The sequence below is a fragment of the Vibrio sp. D404a genome (assembly GCF_030248535.1).
Classification (GTDB): domain Bacteria; phylum Pseudomonadota; class Gammaproteobacteria; order Enterobacterales; family Vibrionaceae; genus Vibrio.
On record NZ_JAHGAJ010000046.1, the window covers coordinates 42,292 to 65,886 of the forward strand.

Here is a 23,595-nt window from a genome sequence, read left to right on the forward strand (position 1 = left end):
TCCCTAGAACCCCGTGGTATATCCACGGGGTTTTCTTTTGTATACTAGCCGCCCTCAACCGAATAATAATTATCATTAAGCCTTCATAATGGATAAGAAAAAACAACGCAGCTTGAATAAATGGCTTAAGCAACAAAGCGGCCTCGCAAAGCGCTGGCTCATGATTGCTATTGGCCTTGGCGTACTTTCAAGCGTGTTCTTGGTGGCTCAAGCTGCCCTTCTCGCCTCTATTCTTCATCAACTGATTATCGAACATGTCGATAAATCTGAGCTAGTCGGCCATTTTGTTGGTCTGGCTCTGTCGGTGGTTGGTCGAGCTGGTTGTACTTGGGGGCGAGAGATCGCCGGTTACCGTTGTGGTGAGCAAGTTCGTGTTTATATCCGTCAGCTGATTATAGATAAGCTTCGAGAGCTTGGCCCAGCCTACATCAAGGGCAAACCAGCAGGAACATGGGCAACGCTGCTTCTAGAGCAAGTCGAAGACATGCAAGACTTCTTCTCGCGTTACCTGCCTCAGATGTCTCTTTCGGTGATGATTCCGTTTGTTATCTTGGTGGTGGTTTTCCCAGTGAACTGGGCAGCCGGTCTTATCTTCCTTATCACTGCGCCGCTGGTTCCAATCTTTATGGCGTTGGTGGGTATGAAGGCAGCCGATGCCAACCGCAAGAACTTTAAGGCGCTGCAACGACTGTCTGGTCACTTCTACGACCGTCTACAATCAATGACGACGATTCGCTTGTTTGACCGCACGTCTGCGGAAACCGAAGTGCTGCACGGTGCATCGGAAGTCTTCCGTACTCGCACTATGGATGTCTTAAAGATCGCTTTCCTATCTTCTGCGGTTCTAGAATTCTTCACGTCGCTTTCTATCGCGATGACCGCGGTTTACTTCGGTTTCACTTACATCGGTGAGCTGAACTTCGGTCACTACGGTGCTGGGGTGACTCTGTTCGCCGGTCTATTTATTTTGATTCTTGCGCCTGAGTTTTACCAACCTCTGCGCGATCTGGGTACCTTCTACCACGCGAAGCAACAAGCGGTAGGTGCTGCAGAGAGCATTGTTGAGTTCCTAGAAACAGACATCAATAAAGTAAAATCGGGTGATACACAGCTAAACAGCGACGCTGGAATATCCATTGAAGCTCAAGACCTTAAAGTGTTGAGCCCAGAGGGTGTTCAGTTAGTTGGCCCTATCAGCTTTGCGCTTAATACTCAGCAATCTACTGCCCTTGTCGGCCCAAGTGGTGCGGGTAAAACGAGTTTGATCAATGCCATTCTTGGTTTCATGCCATATGAAGGAAGCTTGAAAATCAATGGTGTTGAGTTAAGGGAGCTTGATCTTGCGTCTTGGCGTAAAGCGATCAGCTGGGTTGGTCAAAACCCACTGCTACTGCACGGCACAATCCGTGACAATGTCACGCTAGGTAAGCAAGACATCAGTGATCAAACTGTTCAACAAGCCCTAGAGCAATCTTTCGCAGATGAGTTTGTTCAAGAGCACGGACTGGATTACATGATCTCAGATCGCTCAGGCGGCCTGTCTGTCGGTCAATCGCAACGTTTGGCGCTTGCTCGAGCGATGATTCAAAATGGTCAATTCTGGTTGCTGGATGAACCAACTGCCAGCCTAGATACGCGCAGTGAAAAGCTAGTCATGCAATGCATCAACAACCGCATCCAAAACAACACTGCCCTACTCGTGACGCACCAACTTGCGCCGCTGCAATCGGTAGACAACATCCTAGTTTTGCGCGACGGTACGCTCGTCGAACAAGGCAACTTCAATGAGCTGTCTCAGTCTGGCGGTCTATTTGAAGAGATGCTAAACGCGAATTTGGCTCAACAAGATAATGAGGGTAATTTAGATGCGTGATTTACTGCCTTACCTGAAACTGTATAAGAAACATTGGTTTGGGCTGTCTTTGGGCATGCTACTAGCCTTCTTAACCTTAGCTGCCTCTATCGGTTTGTTGACCCTGTCTGGTTGGTTCATTTCTGCTTCTGCGGTTGCTGGCCTAACGATCGCTCGTGAAACCTTTAACTACATGTTGCCAGGTGGTGGCGTGCGCGGTCTTGCAATGAGCCGTACCGCTGGCCGTTGGGGTGAGCGTGTAGTGAGCCACAACGCGACCTTCAAGCTGTTAACTGACCTACGTATCTTCTTCTTCAAAAAGCTGGCACCGCTTATCCCAGGTCGTATTTCAAACCTGCGTGATGCTGACCTGCTTAACCGCTTGGTTGCTGATGTGGATGCGATGGACCATGTCTACCTACGACTGGTAAGCCCGGTCACTGTGGGTGTGTTGGGTATCTTCTTCCTAACAGCATTTTTGATGTGGTTTGATAGCTCTCTAGGCTTAATCTTAGGCTCTATCCTATTGATCATGTTGATCATCTGGCCGGTATTGTTCTACAAGCTGGGTCAACGCAACGGTGGCGAGCTAACCCAGAATAAAGCAGAGCTACGTGTTACTACACTGGATTGGATTGAAGGCTACAGCGAACTAACACTGTTTGGTGCTGAAGAGCGCTACCGCAACGCGATTCTAAACACGCAACAAAAGCTGATGGCGAACCAGTTCGTCAATGCAAACCTAACAGGCATGGCATCGGCAGCATTGATGCTGTTCAACGGTTTAACTTTAGTGTTGATGCTTTGGCTAGCGGCTGATGGTGTTGGTGGCAACGCACCAGATCCACTGATCGCATTGATGGCGTTCGCAACAATGGCGAGCTTTGAACTGCTTATGCCTATCGCAGGTGCGTTCCAGCATTTAGGACAAACTCTCACATCGGCACGTCGCTTGAATGAGGTCATCCTATCTGAGCCAGAGGTACAGTTTAACGAGAACAAACTTGATATCGACCAACCTCTTGATATTCAGTTCAATGCTGTCTCTTTCCACTACCCTGACTCTGAGCGCTCTGTATTGAACTCAGTCGACCTATCGATTCCAGCGAACAACAAGGTCGCGATTGTTGGTCAAACAGGTTCTGGTAAATCCACGCTTATCCAATTGCTGACTCGTTACTGGGATCCAAAACAGGGTGTTATTTCTATTGCGGGCATCGATTTAACTCAGTGGAATGAAAGTCAGCTTCGTGAGTCCATCAGTGTGGTTAGCCAACGTGTTGATATCCTAAATGGCTCTCTACGTGACAACCTGCTGATTGCTAAGCCACAAGCCACCGATGAAGAGCTGCAAAGCATTCTGACTAAGGTTGGCCTAGAGAAATTATTGGATGACAACGCACTTGATGCATGGCTAGGTGACGGTGGTCGTCAGCTTTCTGGTGGTGAGAAGCGCCGTATTGGTATTGCACGTGCGATTCTTCATGACGCCCCTATCCTACTGCTTGATGAGCCAACTGAAGGCCTAGACAAACAGACAGAGAAAAGCATCATGGCGCTGTTTGAAGAGCACTTCGAAGGCAAGACGGTTATCTTCATTACTCACCGTCTAATCGGCCTTGAGAAGATGGATTCAATCGTCTTGATTGAGCAAGGTGAGATTGTAGAGCAAGGCTCTCATAGCAGCCTGCTATCTGATGAAGGCCGTTACTTCCAGCTTCGTCAGGCCATTTAAGCCTCATTTCACAGAGACGAATACATCAAGCCCGAGCAAATTATGCTCGGGCTTTTTTGTATTAGAAGTCCCAATCGTCATCTTCGGTCGCAACGGCTTTGCCTATCACATAGGAGGAACCAGAACCTGAGAAGAAGTCATGGTTTTCATCCGCATTTGGCGAAAGTGCTGCCATGATTGCCGGATTGACCTGACATAATTCATCGGGGAAGAGTGCTTCAAAGCCTAAATTCATCAATGCTTTATTGGCGTTGTAGTGTAAGAAGTGTTTAACATCCTCTGTTAGACCTACTTGGTCATAAAGCGACTCTGTGTATTGCGTTTCAATTTCATACAAAGAGAACATTAGCGAATACGCTTCATCCTTTACTCTCGCCTGCTCAACTTCATCCAGCTCCTGAAAAGCGAGCTGAAATTTGTATCCAATGTAATAACCGTGGATGGCTTCGTCTCGGATAATAAGACGGATTAAGTCCGCCGTATTAGTCAGTTTCGCTCGGCTCGACCAATGCATCGGCAAGTAGAAACCTGAGTAGAACATGAAGCTTTCAAGAAATACGCTCGCTACCTTTTTCTTAAGCGGGTCGCCCGTTGATAAGTAATCTTCTAGAATCAACTGAGCCTTCTTCTGGAGTAACGGGTTTTCTTCCGCCCATCGAAATGCTTCGTCAATTTGTGGCGTGGTACACAAGGTTGAAAACACCGAAGAGTAACTACGAGCATGCACTGCTTCCATGAAAGCGATATTGGTCAACACTGCTTCTTCGTGTGGCGTTCGAGCATCCTCCATCAAAGCCGGAGCTCCCACAGAGTTTTGAATTGTGTCGAGCAAGGTCAGCCCGGTAAACACTCGAATCGTTAATGTTTGCTCATCTTCGGTCAACTGCTTCCATGTCTGAATATCATTCGACAATGGCACCTTTTCTGGAAGCCAAAAATTCACCGTTAGACGATTCCAAATCTCTAGGTCTTTGTCATCTATCATACGGTTCCAGTTAATTGCTCGTACTGGACCTGATTCCATCTGTTTCATTGAGTTTATCCCTTATTTACAGTGAGCAAGACACACAACCTTCGACTTGCGTGCCTTCAAGCGCTTTCTGTCGCATACGGATGTAGTAAAGCGTTTTAATTTTCTTTTTCCATGCGTAGATCTGAGCTTTATTGATGTCTCGTGTCGTCACTTCATCATCAAAGAACAGGGTTAGTGACAAGCCTTGGTCGACATGCTCTGTCGCTGCGGCATACACATCAATAATCGTTTCAGGGCCAATGGCATACGCATCACGGAAGTACTCCAGATTTTCATTGTTCAAAAAAGGCGCAGGGAAGTAAACGCGACCAATCTTACCCTCTTTTCGAATCTCAACTTTGGCGGTCACAGGATGTATAGACGCCGTAGAGTCATTGATGTAACTGATCGAGCCTGTAGGTGGAATCGCCTGTAGATTTCGGTTGTAAAGGCCAGAGCTCATCACCGTTTGTTTCAGCTCCTCCCACTCGGAAACTGTCGGTATACGTATATCTAAGCGTTCAAATAGCGCTTTGACGACTTCTGACTTTGGAGAGAAATCTTGTTCTAGATACTTACTAAAGAATGAGCCGTCACTGTAAGTGGAGTTTTCAAACCCCTTAAACACGCTCTTTTTCTCTTGAGCGAGTTTGTTGGACGCAACGAGGCAGTGGTACAAGATGCAGGCAAAATAGCTGCCAGTGAAATCAATCGCCTCAGGGGAGTCGTAATGAATTCGCTCACGTGCTAAGAATCCGTGCAGGTTCATTTGGCCTAAACCAATCGCGTGGCCTTCATCATTCCCTTTTCGAATGGACGGCACGCTATTGATGGCACTCATCTCTGACACAGCATTCAAGGCTCGAATTGCCGTCTCTACGGTTTGCGATAGCTGCCCACCATCCAAGGCTTTAGCGATATTAATCGAACCTAGGTTGCATGAGATATCTCGCCCAGTATGGTTGTAGTTCAAGTCATCATCGAAGCTCGACGCCTCGTTCACTTGAAGAATCTCCGAGCATAAGTTGGACATGTTGATGCGACCCTCAATAGGGTTGGCTTGATTCACCGTATCTTCAAACATGATATATGGGTAGCCAGACTCAAATTGGATCTCTGCCAATGTTTGGAAAAGCCCTCGCGCGTTGATCTTCCCTTTCCGAATTCTTGGGTCATCCACCATTTCATGATACTTCTCGGTAACGCTGATCTCAGAGAAAGGCACACCGTAAACACGCTCAACATCATGAGGGGAAAACAGGTACATATCCTTGTTTTGCTTGGCTAACTCCAGCGTAATATCTGGAATTACCACTCCAAGACTTAATGTCTTAATTCGAATTTTCTCATCGGCATTTTCTCTTTTTGTATCGAGAAACTGCATGATATCGGGATGATGAACATTTAGGTAAACAGCACCTGCTCCCTGCCTTGCACCTAACTGGTTTGCGTAAGAGAAGCTATCTTCGAGTAGCTTCATCACCGGCACAACACCCGAACTTTGGTTAAGAATTCCCTTAATTGGCGCGCCCTGCTCTCTTAAATTGCTAAGAAGAAGCGCGACACCGCCACCGCGACGCGACAACTGCAACGAAGAGTTTATTGCGCGGCCAATACTCTCCATGTTGTCTTCAATTCTGAGCAAAAAGCATGAGATCAATTCACCACGACTCTTCTTGCCAGCGTTGATAAAGGTTGGCGTAGCCGGTTGGAAACGCTGATGGATGATTTCCTCCATTAGTGCAAGAGCAAAGTGACAATCACCTCGTGCCAATAAGAGTGCCGTCATCACAACTCGGTCTTCGAACCGCTCAAGGTATCTCTTACCATCTCGTGTCTTCAGTGCGTAGGAAGTGAAAAACTTGTAGGCACCTAAGAAGGTACGGAAGCGAAATTTGATTTGATAAGCTTGCTGCCAAATCTGATGAAGAAAACTGCGGTCATACTGTTCGATAACTTCCGACTCGTAGTAACCTTCTCTCAGGAGATAGTCTATTTTCTCATCCAAGTTATGGAAAAAGACCGTATTTTGATTCACATGTTGTAAGAAAAATTGGCGAGCAGCTTGCTTATCTGCCTCAAATTGAATCGCCCCTTGATCATCGAGCAGATTCAACATCGCATTTAGAGCATGGTAGTCAAGAGACTCATTCTCGAAGTGGTTATCCATGATGTTTCCAAAATTGTTTTAACCCGTCACGAACGATTTCAACATCGTTCTGGGTTCCTGATAGTTCGAAACGGTACAAGAGTGGTACATTGCACTTTTCAGCGACAATCGCACCACCACTAGCAAACAACGCCCCAAAGTTTCGATTTCCCGACGCGATCACGCCTTTAATCAATGCGCGATTTTTCGGATTATTCAATATGCGTATAACAGACTTAGGCACGGCTCCCCGCCCTTCTCCGTCAGCATATGTTGGGCATATGAGCACGAATGGCTGTTCAATCTCGGGTAGCCCGTCACCATCCTCAATAGGAAGCCGAATTGCTGACATTCCCAGCTGCTCTACAAATCTTTTGGTATTGCCAGAGGCACTCGAGTAGTAAACGATCATTGTCCCAAAGCGCTGATCATGTCAGGTCGAAAACCCGACCAGTGACGACCATTGGCCACCACCACTGGGGCCTGTCGATAACCCAGTGATTGAACCCTCTCCATCGCAACTTCATCCAGCGTTAGATCAACAACGGTATGCTCTATACCTTTGCTCTGTAATGCCTTCACTGTCGCAGTGCATTGAACACATTGTGGTTTCGAGTAGACGACGATATCCATATAGTACAACCTCACTTAAATCTTAATGATAACCATTATCAAATATAGCGTGGCACATATAGTATTTGTAGATTTAATTTTGTCAATATATTGATCTGCACACCAAAAACCATAAAAAATGCATGGTTGATATGAAAATGATAATCAATATCATTTGATCGCAGTAATCAACTATGAGGCAGTAAGGTGAGTATTCCGAGTTCTGGTTCTAACGAAATATCAATACATGACATGCAGTGGCAAGGCGTCACTTTGAGTGAAAATGCCGCCAACAGAATCACTCAACTAGCGGGTGAGAAACAGCACTTCCACCTGACAGTGAAATCCTCTGGCTGTACGGGGTTTGCCTACGTTGTAACCCTTATCGAACAACCATCAGAAGGCGACATTAAATATGAGTCTCATAACGTTGTTTTTTTTGTCGCCCTCCAAGCAATGCCTATGGTCGATGGCACTGAAATTGACTTTGTACGTCAAGGGCTAAATAGCAATTTTGTATACAACAATCCCAAAGTAAAAAACCTTTGTGGATGTGGTGAGAGTTTTGGAGTTTAAGCATGTGTGCAGTTGAAACGCAGCCTGAAGTTGAAGAGATGCTGCAAAGTACTCACTACCGTGAAGGTTTCTACACAGAGCTGTCTTCAGATACTTTATCAAAAGGGATCAATGAACAGGTTGTCAGAGCGATTTCCGCAAAGCGCAACGAACCTGAATGGATGTTGGAGTTTCGCCTGAATGCGTTCCAACAATGGTTAGAAATGGAGGAGCCACATTGGCTCAAAGCCGACTACCCTGAGCTCAATTACCAAGATTACAGTTACTATTCAGCGCCGAGCTGCTCAAGTTGCGATGATGCTAGTAACGACAACAGTGACGATGGGTCAAATGAGTTCTTAACCGAAGAAGTAGAAACAGCATTTGAAGCGCTTGGTGTCCCAGTAAGAGAAGGATCTGAAGTTGCTGTAGACGCTATTTTTGATTCGGTTTCTGTTACCACCACATACCGAAAAGAACTTCAAGAGCTGGGGATTATCTTCTGTTCATTCAGTGAAGCTATTCAAGAATACCCAGACCTTGTTCAACAATATTTGGGCACCGTTGTCCCTCCTAAAGACAATTTCTTTGCAGCCTTAAACGCCGCGGTCGCTTCTGACGGGACCTTTGTGTACATCCCCAAAGGTGTCAGGTGCCCTCGAGAACTCTCGACCTACTTTAGAATCAATCAAGCCAAAACAGGCCAATTCGAACGCACCATTCTTGTCGCCGATGAAGATTCCTACGTGAGTTACATTGAAGGCTGCTCCGCTCCCATGCGAGACAGCTACCAACTTCACGCAGCCGTGGTAGAGGTGATCATTCATAAAAACGCCGAAGTGAAATACTCCACCGTCCAAAACTGGTTCTCCGGCGAAGAAGATTCCAAAGGCGGGATTCTTAACTTTGTAACCAAACGAGCCGTTTGTGAAGGTGACCACAGCAAGATGTCTTGGACTCAGTCCGAAACAGGTTCTGCAATCACTTGGAAATACCCGAGCGTCATTTTAAAGGGCGATTACTCAGTCGGCGAGTTTTTCTCTGTTGCTTTAACCAATGGCGTTCAACAGGCAGATACCGGAACCAAGATGGTCCATATCGGGAAACATACGCGCTCTACGATCATCTCAAAAGGGATCTCTGCAGGCAAAAGCCAAAACAGCTACCGAGGACTAGTTAAAGTGACTTCTAACGCTGAAGGTGCGAGAAACTTTACCCAGTGTGATTCGATGTTAATTGGCGATCAATGCGGCGCGCACACCTTCCCATATATCGAAGTCAAAAATCCATCCGCTCATGTTGAACATGAAGCCACAACATCTCGAATCGGCGAAGACCAACTCTTTTACTGTGTCCAACGAGGCATCAGTGAAGACAACGCTATTTCAATGATTGTGAATGGCTTTTGTAAAGACGTATTTTCAGAATTACCACTCGAATTCGCTGTTGAAGCTCAGAAGCTCTTATCAATCAGCCTCGAGCATAGTGTGGGATAAACATGTTATAAATCAAAGACTTGCACGTTATCGTTGAAGAAAGCGCTATTCTAAAGGGCATTAACCTAACCGTTAAACCCGGTGAAGTTCATGCCATCATGGGCCCAAATGGTTCAGGAAAAAGTACACTCTCGGCGACACTAGCAGGAAAAGACGATTACGAAGTCGACAGCGGCGAGATTATTTTCAAAGGGCAAGATCTCACTGAGCTCGATCCAGAAGAGAGAGCGGGTGAAGGCGTATTTTTGGCTTTCCAATACCCCGTCGAAATTCCTGGTGTGAGCAACAAGCTGTTTCTCAATACTGCCCTCAACGAGATTCGCGAATATCGTGGTCTAGAACCTATCGACCGATTTGACTTTGAAGACCTGCTCGAAGAAAAAGCTCAATTATTGAAGATGCCGCCACACCTCTTGCAGCGTTCCGTTAATGAGGGATTTTCAGGTGGTGAGAAAAAGCGCAACGATATCTTGCAAATGGCAGTGCTTTCTCCCGATCTTTGCATACTCGACGAGACCGATTCAGGTCTAGATATTGATGCGCTCAAGGCGGTATCAGAAGGCGTGAACGCATTACAGAATAAGCAACGTGCCTTTATTCTGGTTACGCACTACCAACGCATCCTTAACTACATCAAGCCCGATTTCGTCCATGTGCTGTATAAGGGAAAAATCGTAAAATCTGGTGACCATACGTTAGCTCACGAGTTAGAGGAGAAAGGTTATGGGTGGATCATTGATGAAGAATAAGCTCTCATTGCTTGATTCATTTCAAACCCTTGTTCAACCAAATGAGTGGCAGAATAAGCAGTGGTTGAAATTGCTTGATGTTGAGCTCCCCTCTTCTAAGCATGAAGACTGGAAATACACACCGCTCGACCGACTGAAAGCACTTGAAATGATTAGTGCTCCTGAACAACCTGCAGCGAACACGCCATACAATGAATTCAGTTTAGATATTGACGCTTATCGACTCGTTTTCGTTGACGGATACTTCTCTGCAAGATACTCAGACTGGATCCCCAAAGTTCGCGTGACGCCAATAAGTGCACTGTCACCCATCGAAACCGACGAGTTATCACGTTCGATAAAGCCAGATGCTTTTACTTACATTACGGATGCCACAGCTTCGTGTGGCGTGTTAATCGAAGTGGAAGCTAACACGCAGGTTTCAAAGCCGATATACCTGCTGCATGTAAATTCAAGTAAGCAAGGAGATGTGTCGAGCTACAGAAACCACATTGAAGTGGCTGCTCATTCGGAAATCAACGTCATCGAACACCACGTCTCTGAAGGCGCTGGTAGTGGAGTGACATTATCTCGATTAACTCAACATATTGGTTGCGGTGCCCATTACTACCACACAAAGATAATCGAAGAGTCCCCCACACAACACCACTTTGGACACAATGATATAACGATCAACGCGCATGCAAGCGCCCACTCTTGCTGCCTACTCTACTCAGGGCAACTTATCCGCCATCAAGTCAGCAGTGTACTCGCCGGGGAACAAGGCTTTGTGTCTATGGATAGCGTATCACTGCCTCAATCTGAAGAGGTTTTCGATACTCGCACCTATCTCAAACACAATGCGCCACACTGTTTAAGTGAACAGAATCATAAAATCATCGCTCGTGACCAATCTAAATCGATATTTGATGGAATGATTTACGTTGATCCTGTGGCGCAAAAAACAGACGGGCAAATGGATACTCACAGTCTTATTCTAGGTGATCATGCTCAAGTCAATTCCAAGCCTAAATTAGAGATCTATGCCGACGACGTAAAGTGCAGTCACGGTGCTACCACCGGACAGGTTGACCCAAATCAGATCAATTACTTACGCGCAAGAGGCATCCCAAAACAACGCGCCGAACATATGATTACGTCAGCCTTTGCGATTGAAGTTGCCGAAAGAATTAAACATCCAGCACTAAAACAATACGCGATAGACAAAATCAACGCGTCACTTAACAAAGGGAGCGAACATGATTGACTCTATCGTCACAGCAAGTCCTTGGTTTAGTGACTTCCCTGCCTTAAAAACTCAAGTTTACGACAAACCCCTCGTCTACTTAGATAGCGCTGCGACGGCTCAAACGCCTCAGGTCGTTATTGATCGCATGACACAGTTCTACCAGCATGATTACGCCAGCGTTCACCGCGGTGTCCATTTTTTAAGCTCTAAAGCGACCGAAGAGATGGAGCTGGTCAGAGAAAAAGTTAGCCACTTTATTTCAGCAAGATCACGCGAGAATATTGTTTTTACCAAAGGCACAACCGAAGCCATCAATCTAGTTGCCAATAGCTATTTACGACCAAGGTTAAAACCGGGTGACGAGATTATCGTGACCGAAATGGAGCACCACGCCAACCTTGTTCCTTGGCAACTGCTCTCCGAGATTTACGATATCACCATTCGAGTTTGGCCGATGGCGGAGAATGGTTATCTGAATTTGAATGACCTTGTCTCTTTAATGAACAACAAAACCAAGCTGCTTGCGATCAGCCATGTTTCCAATGTTTTAGGACGAGTCAATCCGATTAAGACCATTGTTAAAGCGGCGCACAAAGCAAAAGTACCAGTGTTGGTCGATGGTGCGCAGGCTGTCATGCACCAAGAAGTCAATGTGGCCGATCTAGGTTGCGATTTCTACGCGTTCTCTGGCCATAAACTATATGGCCCTACGGGAATCGGTGTCCTTTATGCGAAAAAGGAACACCTGGACACAATGGTCCCTTGGGAAGGTGGTGGTGCGATGATCGATCAAGTAACACTGCCTCTGGGTACTTCTTTTGGTCAAGCACCTTGGAAGTTCGAAGCGGGTACGCCAAATATCGCGGGGATTTTAGGTTTAGGGGCCGCAATAGACTATCTAGAAGCGATTGGTTTTAAAGAGATCTCAGCCTACGAGAAAAGCATTATGTACTATCTGGTTGATAGCATTAAGCAGCTCCCTGAGATAGAGCTTTATGGCGACGATGAAAATCGAACCGGTCTGTTGGCGTTCAATATGAAAAATCAGCACTCATTCGATGTTGGATCTTTCCTAGATAGATATGGCATTGCGATTCGTACCGGCCATCACTGTGCAATGCCGCTGATTAAGCGCCTTGGCCAGAATTCGGTTTGTAGAGCGTCTGTAGGCATGTATACCGGGCCAAAAGATGTAGACATGCTATGCCAAGCATTAAAGCGAATTAGCCAATTATTAAGGTAATGTATGACCCCTGACAAACTTAAACGAAACTTTGACCGATGCGCCGACTGGGAAGAGCGTTATGTCTACCTTATCGAGTTAGGAGAAAGGCTACAGGCGTTCCCCATAGCCAAGTTAGACGATGAATACCTTATTGCCGGATGCCAAAGTAACGTGTGGCTGGATCTTACTGTTGATCAACAAGGTAAAATGTCAATTCAGGCGACCAGTGACTCATCACTAGTCAAAAGTTTACTGGCTCTCGTTGTCATTGCATACAACAACCAAACCGTCGGTGGTATTCTGAAATTCGACATCAAAGCATGGTTTACTCAACTGGATTTGCAATCTCAGTTAAGCCCTAGTCGTAGCCAAGGTTTGGAAGCTATCGTAAGACACATACTCAGCCATGCTCGCATAGTTCAAAGTCAATCCGAATAAGAACATCCATAATCCACTCCGTTGCTTGTTTAGTAGCCAGCCTACCAACAAGCAACTATTCCTAGTCCTAGCCACCTTTGCTGACCTTTCATTACATTGTCATTACAACCCCTTACCGAAGGCGACTATAAATTCTTGTAGAGTTTAATTTCATCCCTATCAATAACGACAATGAATCATGAAATACGCTTCTGCTTTATCAACGCTTCTAATCCCGATGTTGCTCACAGCTTGTGGCAGCGAAGAAAGTAACAAGAACACACCAACTCCAGCACCTTCAAAGCAAATTGACGCTCGTGACCCAGTCGCAATCGCTAAGCTTGGAAAAGATTACACCTTACAACTGGCTGTCAGTTCATTCCAATTGAACAGTAATAAAGACTTCAATATCGATATCACGCAGTATGCCGAGAAAACCAACACCACAGGCACATTTGCTCAAGTTCATGGCATACCAGAGCGAAACTACAAAACGATGAGTGATGCCGATGTGTCATTCAATGTCACAGTCAAAACAGATAAAGGTGAAGAGTACCAACTGACTCATTTCAATCTGTATTACGAGAACTTTAACAGCACCTCAGTACCTGAAAAGTTAGCTCTATCCTCTGTTGAACAAGACGCGAAAAACGTGACGCTATGGAAGCAGCAATCGAATATTCTGATCAACCAAGATTTCGTTGAAGCCAATATGGGTGTGATGTTTGACCTCGATTCAATGAGACCGATGAACTTATACGTACGATTGGGCGAAACTCTAAGTAATGGTGTTCAATTCTTGCCGTACTCTGCGGAGAATACAGAAACTGGCTATACCAAGATCTCACATACCAACTGCACAGCGATTGAACCGACATCTAAAGCATTGAGCGATATTGGCATCCTTCAAAAAACTTGTATTAACGCTCATGGCTACCAGATCCCGCTAATCATTGAAGACAAGTCTAAGATGCACACCGAATCAAAAGTGGCTCATGTGAAAGCGGTTATGAGCTTCTTCCTAGATAACATGGATAAAGAGATTGCAGAGGCGGTTTATCAAAGCAAAGCGTCGATGGCTTTCTTCTATGATGAGTCTTGGGATGAACGTTTAGACGCACACATGGATGAGTTGGAAGGCAACTACCGCTTCCAAGATCTATTTGCGACCGAAACAACTGAGTCGACGAGTGAAGAGACCAAACCTAACCTAACTGGTCGCGATGCGGCATTTGAAGAAATCCTTCATTTTGTTCACGACTATGGTGTGATGAAAGTTGCTGTAAGCAAACCAACATCAGTTTGGGCAACTATGCAGAAAGAGTTGGATGAATTAAACGCAGCAGCAATTCGCAATGGCACTTACTATCCAAATCTTAAAGACGCAAACATCGTTGAAGCCGACCTAGATGCGGAGTCGTACGACCAAGAGTACCTTGCTTATGCGCTTTACGCTTACTACGACATCAATCCGAAAGGTCACACGTCTCAAGAGTATAAGGCTTCTAAATACAGCGAATTAGAGATTCTTGATCCTGAAATGGTTAAGTTCTTGGAGAAGTACTTCCCTTCTAGAGCCGACTTCAAGACTCAATTCCCGGGTTACCCTAATAATTAATGAAATTGTGCAACCACCGATCCGAGCGCTCACCGCTCGGATTTTTAGCCGTTGAGTCGGAATTTAACGAGTTCAACTCAACAGAAACTTATACATACTCAAAAAATCTTATTTGCTAACAAATATAAGGCAATGAGTTGCTTATAATTCTGGCTGTAGCACATTTCTATGATCAACTTTCGAAGATAATACGTATCGATCGTTCTTAAGGAAAAACCTCCCCCAAAACAATAATGGAGAACAACGTATGTCTTTACGATTAATCGCAACCACCGTCGCTCTTATCGGTGCGAGTTTTACTGCCCAAGCGTCTGAGTGTGAAGTATCGATTGATGCTAGTGATCAAATGAAGTTTTCAACTGACACATTAAGCGTTCCAGCGAGCTGTAAAGAAGTGAAGCTGACGCTAAACCATACTGGCTCTATGCCAGCACAATCAATGGGTCACAACGTCGTGATTACAGACACTGCGTCGCTACAAGCAGTGGGCATCGATGGTATGTCAGCAGGTATCGACAACAACTACGTAAAACCTGACGACAGCCGCGTTTACGCCTTCACTCGTGTAATCGGCGGTGGCGAATCAACCTCAATCACTTTCAGTACAGAGAAAATGACAGCAGGTGGCGATTACTCTTTCCTATGTTCATTCCCTGGTCACTGGGCAATCATGAAGGGTAAGTTTGAGTTTAAGTAGAGCCTCTCTCCTGTTCTAAGTTCAAGACTTTAAGCTCTAAGCTCTAAGCTCTAAGCTCTAAAAAGTACCAAACATAAAAAAGCCCCAACCTAGGTTGGGGCTTTGTTGTATTGGTCTCGATTACAGCTTAAAGCGGCTGATTTCGTTCTCTAGTTCATGAGAAAGTTCAGACAGCTGTGCTGCTTGCTCTGCCGCTTGGTGTGCTTCATCTGCAAGCTCGTTAGACACGTCACGGATGCCTTCCGTGTTACGTGTGATCTCAGAGGTTACTGATGCTTGCTCTTCCGCTGCCGAAGCAATCTGTGTCGCCATATCACTGATGCGCTCTACCGCTGCGTGAATCTGCGTTAGGCTCGCTGCTGCAGAGTTCGCGTCATCAACACTGGTTTCAGCAAGAGAACGGCTATCGTTCATGATGCTTACCGCTTTACCGGTTGTGCCTTGAAGCAGCTCAATCGTTTGTTGAATCTCTTGTGTAGACCCGTGTGTACGTTGGCTAAGAACACGTACTTCGTCTGCTACTACCGCAAAACCACGACCTTGTTCACCAGCACGTGCTGCTTCGATAGCTGCGTTCAATGCTAGAAGGTTTGTTTGCTCAGCGATACCTTGGATGTTTGAAAGAATCGCGTTGATGCTATTACCGTGCTCTTCCAGCTCAAGAATAACGTTAGTCGCTACTTGAACTTCTTGAGCAAGGTTTTGAATCGAGCTTTGAGTTTGTGTCACTTGGCCAGTACCGTGCTCACACGCACCTACTGCTTCAGATGAGTTTTGTGCAGTGTGGTCTGCGTTGCCCGCAATCTCTTGAGTTGCAGCAGCCATCTCGTTTACAGCAGTCGCAACCATGTTTATCTCGTCTTGCTGCATTTGAATGCGCGCACTACGCTCTTCTGCTTGAGAAGCCGTTTGACGAGCTTGGTTCGCTAGAGAAGCAGACACTTCACTTAGTTTAAGCACCATAGTATGCATGTTGCCCACAAAGCGGTTGAAGTTTTCAGCCAGTTGGCCAATCTCATCATCGCTCTTAGGCTCAAGACGTTGTGTTAAGTCACCTTCACCAGATGCAATCTCTTCAAGAGCAACAGATACACGATTTAGGTCGCGGAATAGGAAGCTCACCAACCAAGAAACCAAAGCGATAACAACAAGTGTAATAACAACCGCAGTCGTGATCAGCTGAGCAAGCAGTGTTGAGTGGCTCGCTTCTTCTGTTGCACGGTCCATTTGAACTGCGAAGATCCAGTTCGTATCTGGTACCTTAGTGAAGTAAAGCAGCTTCTCTTTACCGCGCTCTTTGATGATCTCGATGCTGCCTGTGCGAACTGCATTTTCGATGATCGGCATTGAGATATCGTTAGACAGCTGGCTCACTGGCTTCAAGCTCAGTGCAGAATCTGGGTGCGCTAAGAACGTACCGTCAGTCGCATCAATCAGCATTGCGTAAGCGTTGTCACCCACATCTAGGCTGATTACATCGCTAACCAGTTGGTCAATAAGTACGTCGGCTCCAACAACACCAACAAATTGACCATTCTTACGTACAGGCTCAGCAATCGTTACTAGAAGCGCTTTAGTGATCGCGTCAGTGTAAGCCGTTGTGATGATCTGCTTACCTGCCGCATTGGCTTCTTGATACCAAGGACGCTGACGCGGGTCATAACCTGCGCGGTTGCGCTCTGGGTGAGAGCGGTACATACCACCTTCTGGCGTACCTAGGAAAATATCGTCAAAACCACCCGCGATGCGAGCTTGTTTTAGATATGGAACTACATCGCTCTCTTGCGAAAAATCATTAAATGCAGATGCAATGTCTCTACGAATATCAATCCAATTTTTAATACCTTCAGAAGCCGCTTCCGATACGCTTTCTGCTCGCATGTAAATACCGCTGCGAGTTTGTTCAAATAGTTGGTTTGCAGAGAGCCATGTCAACGCCGTTGCCATAACTACCACTGCCGATAAGCTAGCGCCTATCAACTTTTGCTTTAATGTTAGTTTCATTCTTAGTACACAAGTGGTTGGAAAACCCGCGCATACTAACCAAATTAATAACCAAATTCGAGCGGTTTTAACAAATAAATGCGCAATATAAGCTCGCGAATTTTATAACTTTATTTTATGACAAAAGCTTGTCATTCCGCCAAAATTACAACGCTATTTTAGGCTATTTATTGTTCAAAAAGACCCTGATTTTTATGTATAAAAAAAGGCGAAAGAGAAGCCTCTTTCGCCTTACATTCAGCCTAATAATTCTATTATTAAAATAGATTTACTGGATGATTAACGCTTTTCAGTGCGCATACCCATCAGCAAGCTTAAGCACATCAATAGTAGGATGATCGTAAACGGTAATGCCGTTGAAATTGCACCCGCTTGAAGCGCTTGTACTGCTTCTGTGCCGCCAACCCAAAGTAGAGCAACCGCAATTGCACCCTCAAGGAATGCCCAGAAAACACGCTGTGGTACTGGTGTATCAACTTTACCACCTGCGGTAATACTATCGATAACCAATGAACCTGAATCCGATGATGTAATAAAGAACACCAATACTAGAATCACAGCAATGATTGAAAGCAGCGTGCCAAACGGCAGTGCATCAAACATTTGGAACATCGCCAGTGAAATGTCCGTTAGACCATCAGAGCCTAGTTGACCAACACCGTTTACGATTTGGTCAATCGCAAGTCCACCAAATACTGACATCCAGATAATGGTTACTGTTGTCGGAACGATCAGTACCGCAGTAATGAATTCACGAACCGTACGGCCTTTAGAAACACGAGCGATGAACATACCTACGAATGGTGACCAAGAGATCCACCAAGCCCAGTAGAATACAGTCCAACCATGCAGCCAAGCTTGGTCTTCACGACCATGTGGGTTACTCAATGGAATGATATTCTCGATGTAAGCCATCAATGTTGTCGGGATTGAACCTAGTGTTACCGCGTAGCCAATCAAACCAACAAGAATAAGCAGTAGGAACGCGACTAGCATATTGATGTTACTGATGACCTTTACACCACCGTCGATACCGCGCAGAACCGAAACAACAGCCAGCAGAGTCACGACACTGATTACGATCACTTGCAGTGATAGACCCGCTTCAATACCGAATACGTGTTGAATACCACTCGCCGCTTGTTGCGCACCTAAACCCAGAGATGTTGCAAGACCGAACAGAGTTGCCAGTACCGCTAGGATATCAACAACGTGACCTGCCCAACCCCACGCTCTGTCACCCAAGATTGGGTAGAAGATCGAACGGATAGAAAGCGGTAGACCTTTATTGTATGTGAAGAACGCCAATGAAAGCGCTACAACGCCATAGATCGCCCAAGGGTGAAGACCCCAGTGATACATGGTTGCACCCAATGCAATACGAGCCGCTTCTGGTGTATTGGGTTCAACACCCAGTGGCGTCTCAAACCAACCAGTGAAATACGCTGCAGGTTCCGCCACACTCCAGAACATCAGACCGATACCCATACCCGCGGCAAACAGCATTGCTAACCAAGACATAAATGAGTAATCGGCAGTAGCGTCGTTACCACCTAGACGAATTTTACCGAAAGGAGAAACAATCAAGCCCAGGCAGAAAATAACAAAAATGTTGCCTGACCAGATGAATAGCCAATCGAATGAATTAATGATTTGGCCTTTGACACCGTCCAGTGCCGCTTTAGCCGATGCAGTATCAGTAACCAATACTCCAATTAAAAACAGCGCAATAAGGCCTGCGCTGATACCAAAAACAGGGTTGTGAACATCGAAGCCCCATTTCTGTACATTATCTTGACCAACCGTGTAGTCGGTACTGTCGATACTGTATTTATCTATACCTTTAGTCATTATCCCTCTCTACGGGGTACTACTAATTTAGTAATATCCCTAATCATATTGTGACTAAATAAAACAAACCGGAACATACAATCCAAGCAGAACAAGTTCGTTGTCACAGCAATTCAAATACTTGGATGACTGAAGTTTAGCAGGTTAAGCTGTTGTTTTCAGTAAACCATAGGCAGTTCGCTGAGTTTTCACTCAAATGTAATCAATTTACTCGAATTTATGACTAAAAAAAGACCGAACACGTCGGTCTATTGATTTGAAATACTTTCAGGTCAAAGTATTTTTATGCTTCGAAAGCACTTTCTCAGAGCAATAATAAGGGAACAATCATTCAACAAGACCGGAGTTAACCGCAAATTTAGCCAGCTCAGCGGTCGAATGAATGTCCAATTTGTGCTTTATATTTTGCCTGTGCGTTTCTACCGTTCGGTAGCTAATATCCAACGTCTTAGCGATCGCTTTACTGCTCTCCCCTTTTGCTACCAATTTCAATACCGCTTCTTCACGTCGGCTCAATGGATTCTTCGCAGTTTGAGTGGGCGTTATCGGCTGTGTAAACAGCGTCTGTGTTACCTTCTCACAGAAGTAGGTTGAGCCTTGATTAACCGTCTTAATCGCCTGCACCATTTTCTCTGCTGAGATCTCTTTGAGCATGTAACCCACAGCCCCAGACTGCATCACCTTCATGATGTATTCGCGGTTGTCATGCATGGTTAGCATCAGCACTTTGATGTCTGGCGCTTCCTCTTTGATTAGGCGAGTGGCGTCAATGCCGTTCATTATCGGCATACTAACGTCCATCAAGACCACATCGGGCTGTAGGCCTTTCACTACTTCAACCGCTTCTAAGCCATTACTTGCCGAGCCAATCACTTCTATCTTGGGCTCTAAATGCAAGCGCGCGATAAATCCATCTAATACCACTTGGTGATCATCAACTATCACCACTTTAATTGGTTTATCCATAAACTAATCCATCTAATCTCAACAATACGGTGACTTCTGTCCCGAAGCCCGGCTCACTCTCTAATTCAAACTCACCGCCAATAAACTCGACTCGTTCACGCATGTTCCGAAGGCCGATACCAGACTTGCGCAGTGTGGCGCTGACATCAAAACCGACACCATCATCACGAATGATCAATTGCAACATGTTTCCAAGCGGCTGCAATGCAACACTGACGCTATTGGCACTGGCATGTTTTTCAATGTTGGTTAACGACTCTTGCGCCACACGATAAAGCGTTGTGGTGACCTCTGACTTAAGCTTCAAGTTATTCAAACTAATCGCGGCCTCCGTCTCAATTTCTGAGTGGGATTTGAAGTCAATCAATAACGAATTGAGCGCCGCCTCAAGACCAAGGTCATCCAAAGCACTTGGACGCAAATTGTGAGAAATGTGCCTCACTTCATTAATTGCAGTCATTAACGAGTTCTGACACTTCTCCAAGTGTTGTCTTTGGGTGTCATCATCCAGTTTAGTCCCTAACAGCTCTAAGTGGCATTTACTCGACACCAGTAGCTGATTGATCCCATCGTGCAGTTCGCGAGCCAAGTGCTTTTTCTCATCTTCTTGGAACATCACCGTTTTATGCGCCAACTCTTTTAAGCTCTTATCAGCAATCCTGTGTTCGTGTAGATTCACAGCAAGTGTCAGCACCACAATCACAGCCACGGTGACCGTTACAATCACCACCATAGTAAAGAATGTGGTCTCAATATTGTTGTTCACCGCTGACTGCATATTGGCCACCTCTTCGGACACATCTTCAATGTACAAGCCGGTGCCAATCATCCAGTTCCATTTGCTCAACCAAGAGGCGTAACTGAGCTTCGGTACGATTTCGTCCGTCGAGGGCTTTTGCCAGAGATAATGGTGAAAACCACCGCCACTCTTCGCTTGATTAAGCAGCGACTCAATCAGGTAGTTGCCATTCTCATCTTGGATGTGAAGTAAGTTCTCACCTTGTAATTCAGGCATTATCGGGTGAACCAGATTGGTACCAAATTCATCATAGACAAAGAAATAGCCATCTGTGCCGTAACGCAGTTTGCTGATGATCGCTTTTACGGCGTGCTGAGCTTCTGCTTGGTCCATGTCTGGATCGTTGTAGATATGAGAGATAGCATCGAATGCCAGATCCACCAGATCTTTGAGTGCCGACTCTTTAGATTGAATTAAACTGGAATGGAACAGCTCGACTTCTTTCTCACCCAAGGTCTTGGCTTGGAATACAGAGATCCAACTGGTGAGAGCCATCACCAACAACAGTGGTAATAGGCTTAATAGAATCAGTTTCGCTTTTAGAGGCATTTCCACTCCTTGGATACGTCAGCTCTATACGCTTTCATTATTTCGCTCTTTAGCCGAAACAGCCAGTTTCCTTGTACTTTCTGACAAAAACAAAGCTGCCCCTAAGAGCAGCTTTACTTTATCAAGACTTGTTAATTTTATGTAATCAGGCGATCACATTCCGTAGAATTCAGGGAACACCAACAGTGACGCAAGCACCAATATCTGAATTCCGATGAATGGCATCACGCCTCGATAGATATCGCGCGTCGTCACACCTTTTGGCGCTACGCCTTTCAGGTAGAACAGGCTAAATCCAAACGGTGGTGTTAAGAAAGAGGTTTGTAGGTTCATTGCGATCAAGATGGCAAACCACGTCATGTTGATGCCCATGATCTCAGCAACAGGTGCAATGATTGGTACGATGATGAAACAGATCTCAACAAAGTCGATGAAGAAACCGAGAATCAAAATAACCAACATCGTGATAATCAGGAAGCCCCACTTCTCACCCGGGATTTGTAGCATCCACTCTTCAACGAGGTAGTCACCACCAGTGTAGGTAAACGCCATAGAGAAGGCTGTTGCACCAAGCAGGATAGCAAATACCATTGCTGTCACTTTCACTGTCTCTTTTGACGCTTCGTATACCATTGTCCAGCTAAACTGACGGTAAAGTAGCGCTAACACGATAGCACCGGCACCACCTAGAGCAGCAGATTCCGTTGGCGTTGCAACACCGGCAAAGATTGAACCGAGTACCACAACAATCAGAGCTAGCGGCGGAATCACAGCTTTTAGCGCGGTAATGACTTCTTGCTTACGACTGATGTTATCGTCACTTGGGATCGCTTGCGCTGCTTCAGGGTTCATTTTTGCGTAGATGAGGATGTACAACACATAGGCGCCAACCAATACCAAACCCGGCCATACTGCCGCTTGGAAAAGGTCACCAACAGGTACACCAAGCACATCACCGAGCAGGATAAGAACGATAGAAGGTGGAATGATCTGCCCTAGAGTACCTGAAGCACAGATGGTGCCACACGCTAACCCTTTGTCATAGTTGTACTTAAGCATAACAGGGAGTGAAATAAGACCCATTGCTACCACTGAAGCCCCTACTACACCTGTCGAGGCAGCAAGTAGTGCGCCTACCAAAACTGTCGAGATAGCGATACCGCCTCGTACACCACCAAACAGCTTACCCATTGATTCAAGCAACTGCTCAGCAAGACGAGTCTTCTGTAAGACCAACCCCATGAATACGAACAGTGGCACTGCCATCAACACCGTGTTTTCCATGATGGATTGGATTCGATAAGGCATGAAGGCAAACATATCCATGCCTTCGGCCCACACACCAAAAATCAACGCGATACCACCAAAGGTGAACGCAACCGGGAAGCCAAGTAGCAACGCAAACAAGGCTACAAAAAACATTACAATACCGATCATTTTTGTCTCCTTACTTTTGCTCGTGTGACTGAATCAGGTGTGGGTTAAATATCTTGTTCAGTGAGTGCAGCATCAGGCCAACACCACTGATTGCCATAAATAGGAATGACAATGGGATCATCGCTTTAATAATCCAGCGATACGGCAAGCCGCCTGGATCTCCCGATGTTTCACCTAGTGAGTAACTCTCTTTGGCAAAATCAATACCGTACCAAGCTACCAACAAACAGAACGGGAACAGGAAGAATATTGTCCCTAGTAAATCAATGATGGCTTGAGCACGATTGGAAAGGCGCTCATAGAACAGGTCAACACGTACGTGGCCACCCGCTTTGATAGCATAAGGAACGCCAAGTAGGAATACGGCCGAGAATAGGTGCCATTCCATCTCCTGAAACGCAATCGACACGTCGTTAAATACATAACGCATCACAACGTCATACACCACGTTGGCAAGCAACAAGATGAACAGGATGCTGGATAACCAGCCAAGGAAATCACCAAAACGATTAAAGGCTCGTTCGATATAAATTAGACTTCTCATTCCCTACTCCATGGAATTTGAAATGGCTCCGCTCAATGCAACAGCGGAGCTGTATTAGGGGCTCTTGGCGTTTCGTTATTATTTAAGGTGAAACTGCAAA

20 protein-coding genes are annotated in these 23,595 nt (G+C 45.7%); 10 read left to right on the forward strand and 10 right to left on the reverse strand.

Annotated features, from left to right (window positions below):
* The first annotated feature begins 88 nt into the window (after positions 1-88).
* Complete coding sequence (cydD, locus tag KI655_RS22670; RefSeq protein ID WP_285408897.1) at positions 89-1,873, forward strand: cysteine/glutathione ABC transporter permease/ATP-binding protein CydD; 1,785 nt, start codon at positions 89-91, stop codon at positions 1,871-1,873.
* Positions 1,866-3,587, forward strand: a complete 1,722-nt coding sequence (cydC, locus tag KI655_RS22675; protein ID WP_285408899.1) for a cysteine/glutathione ABC transporter ATP-binding protein/permease CydC — start codon at positions 1,866-1,868, stop codon at positions 3,585-3,587. The genes cydD and cydC overlap by 8 nt, the downstream gene beginning before the upstream one ends.
* A gap of 61 nt (positions 3,588-3,648) precedes the next feature.
* Here the strand turns inward: cydC and nrdF are convergent, their stop codons facing one another.
* From nrdF to nrdH, 4 genes are read right to left on the reverse strand one after another with little or no spacing between them, the layout of a single operon-like run.
* Positions 3,649-4,620 (reverse strand): class 1b ribonucleoside-diphosphate reductase subunit beta, encoded by a 972-nt coding sequence (gene nrdF, locus KI655_RS22680; RefSeq protein ID WP_152468561.1) that lies wholly within the window; start codon positions 4,618-4,620, stop codon positions 3,649-3,651.
* 16 nt (positions 4,621-4,636) lie between these two features.
* Positions 4,637-6,769, reverse strand: a complete 2,133-nt coding sequence (nrdE, locus tag KI655_RS22685; RefSeq protein ID WP_285408901.1) for a class 1b ribonucleoside-diphosphate reductase subunit alpha — start codon at positions 6,767-6,769, stop codon at positions 4,637-4,639.
* Positions 6,762-7,160 (reverse strand): class Ib ribonucleoside-diphosphate reductase assembly flavoprotein NrdI, encoded by a 399-nt coding sequence (nrdI, locus tag KI655_RS22690; RefSeq protein ID WP_285408903.1) that lies wholly within the window; start codon positions 7,158-7,160, stop codon positions 6,762-6,764. The genes nrdE and nrdI overlap by 8 nt, the downstream gene beginning before the upstream one ends.
* Positions 7,157-7,381, reverse strand: coding sequence for a glutaredoxin-like protein NrdH (nrdH, locus tag KI655_RS22695; RefSeq protein WP_150894961.1), 225 nt, complete (start codon positions 7,379-7,381; stop codon positions 7,157-7,159). Before nrdH ends, nrdI begins: the two co-directional genes overlap by 4 nt.
* Positions 7,382-7,567: 186 nt before the next feature.
* On the opposite strand from nrdH, the gene KI655_RS22700 reads away from it, so the two are divergent.
* The 8 genes from KI655_RS22700 to azu all read left to right on the forward strand — a co-directional run bounded on the left by KI655_RS22700 (position 7,568) and on the right by azu (position 15,345).
* The gene (locus KI655_RS22700; RefSeq protein WP_373417305.1) at positions 7,568-7,936 is read left to right on the forward strand and encodes an iron-sulfur cluster assembly accessory protein; all 369 of its coding nucleotides are present in this window, start codon (positions 7,568-7,570) and stop codon (positions 7,934-7,936) included.
* A gap of 2 nt (positions 7,937-7,938) precedes the next feature.
* Positions 7,939-9,411, forward strand: coding sequence for a Fe-S cluster assembly protein SufB (gene sufB / locus KI655_RS22705; protein WP_285408907.1), 1,473 nt, complete (start codon positions 7,939-7,941; stop codon positions 9,409-9,411).
* An 11-nt stretch (positions 9,412-9,422) separates the two neighbouring features.
* Positions 9,423-10,160, forward strand: a complete 738-nt coding sequence (sufC, locus tag KI655_RS22710; protein WP_285408989.1) for a Fe-S cluster assembly ATPase SufC — start codon at positions 9,423-9,425, stop codon at positions 10,158-10,160.
* Positions 10,150-11,406 carry a Fe-S cluster assembly protein SufD gene (sufD, locus tag KI655_RS22715; RefSeq protein ID WP_285408908.1) on the forward strand — a complete coding sequence of 419 codons (1,257 nt, stop codon included), beginning with the start codon at positions 10,150-10,152 and terminating at the stop codon, positions 11,404-11,406. The genes sufC and sufD overlap by 11 nt, the downstream gene beginning before the upstream one ends.
* A complete protein-coding gene (locus KI655_RS22720; RefSeq protein ID WP_285408910.1) occupies positions 11,399-12,631 on the forward strand; it encodes a cysteine desulfurase in 1,233 nt (410 codons plus the stop codon). Before sufD ends, KI655_RS22720 begins: the two co-directional genes overlap by 8 nt.
* Before the next feature lie 3 nt (positions 12,632-12,634).
* Positions 12,635-13,051 carry a SufE family protein gene (locus KI655_RS22725; protein WP_285408912.1) on the forward strand — a complete coding sequence of 139 codons (417 nt, stop codon included), beginning with the start codon at positions 12,635-12,637 and terminating at the stop codon, positions 13,049-13,051.
* 178 nt (positions 13,052-13,229) lie between these two features.
* The gene (locus KI655_RS22730; protein ID WP_285408914.1) at positions 13,230-14,648 is read left to right on the forward strand and encodes a hypothetical protein; all 1,419 of its coding nucleotides are present in this window, start codon (positions 13,230-13,232) and stop codon (positions 14,646-14,648) included.
* Positions 14,649-14,895: 247 nt separating this feature from the next.
* Positions 14,896-15,345 (forward strand): azurin, encoded by a 450-nt coding sequence (azu, locus tag KI655_RS22735; protein WP_285408916.1) that lies wholly within the window; start codon positions 14,896-14,898, stop codon positions 15,343-15,345.
* A gap of 120 nt (positions 15,346-15,465) precedes the next feature.
* On the opposite strand, the gene KI655_RS22740 is transcribed toward azu, so the two are convergent.
* From KI655_RS22740 to KI655_RS22765, 6 genes are all read right to left on the reverse strand, one after another.
* Complete coding sequence (locus KI655_RS22740; protein WP_285408918.1) at positions 15,466-17,349, reverse strand: methyl-accepting chemotaxis protein; 1,884 nt, start codon at positions 17,347-17,349, stop codon at positions 15,466-15,468.
* A 279-nt stretch (positions 17,350-17,628) separates the two neighbouring features.
* Positions 17,629-19,200, reverse strand: coding sequence for a BCCT family transporter (locus KI655_RS22745; RefSeq protein WP_285408920.1), 1,572 nt, complete (start codon positions 19,198-19,200; stop codon positions 17,629-17,631).
* A 327-nt stretch (positions 19,201-19,527) separates the two neighbouring features.
* Complete coding sequence (locus KI655_RS22750) at positions 19,528-20,166, reverse strand: response regulator transcription factor (protein WP_285408921.1); 639 nt, start codon at positions 20,164-20,166, stop codon at positions 19,528-19,530.
* Positions 20,159-21,514: a cache domain-containing protein gene (locus KI655_RS22755; RefSeq protein ID WP_285408922.1), complete on the reverse strand. Its 1,356-nt coding sequence runs from the start codon at positions 21,512-21,514 to the stop codon at positions 20,159-20,161. Before KI655_RS22755 ends, KI655_RS22750 begins: the two co-directional genes overlap by 8 nt.
* Before the next feature lie 153 nt (positions 21,515-21,667).
* Positions 21,668-22,951 carry a TRAP transporter large permease subunit gene (locus KI655_RS22760; RefSeq protein WP_032549260.1) on the reverse strand — a complete coding sequence of 428 codons (1,284 nt, stop codon included), beginning with the start codon at positions 22,949-22,951 and terminating at the stop codon, positions 21,668-21,670.
* Positions 22,952-22,961: 10 nt separating this feature from the next.
* A complete protein-coding gene (locus KI655_RS22765; RefSeq protein WP_032549261.1) occupies positions 22,962-23,495 on the reverse strand; it encodes a TRAP transporter small permease subunit in 534 nt (177 codons plus the stop codon).
* Positions 23,496-23,595: the final 100 nt, after the last annotated feature.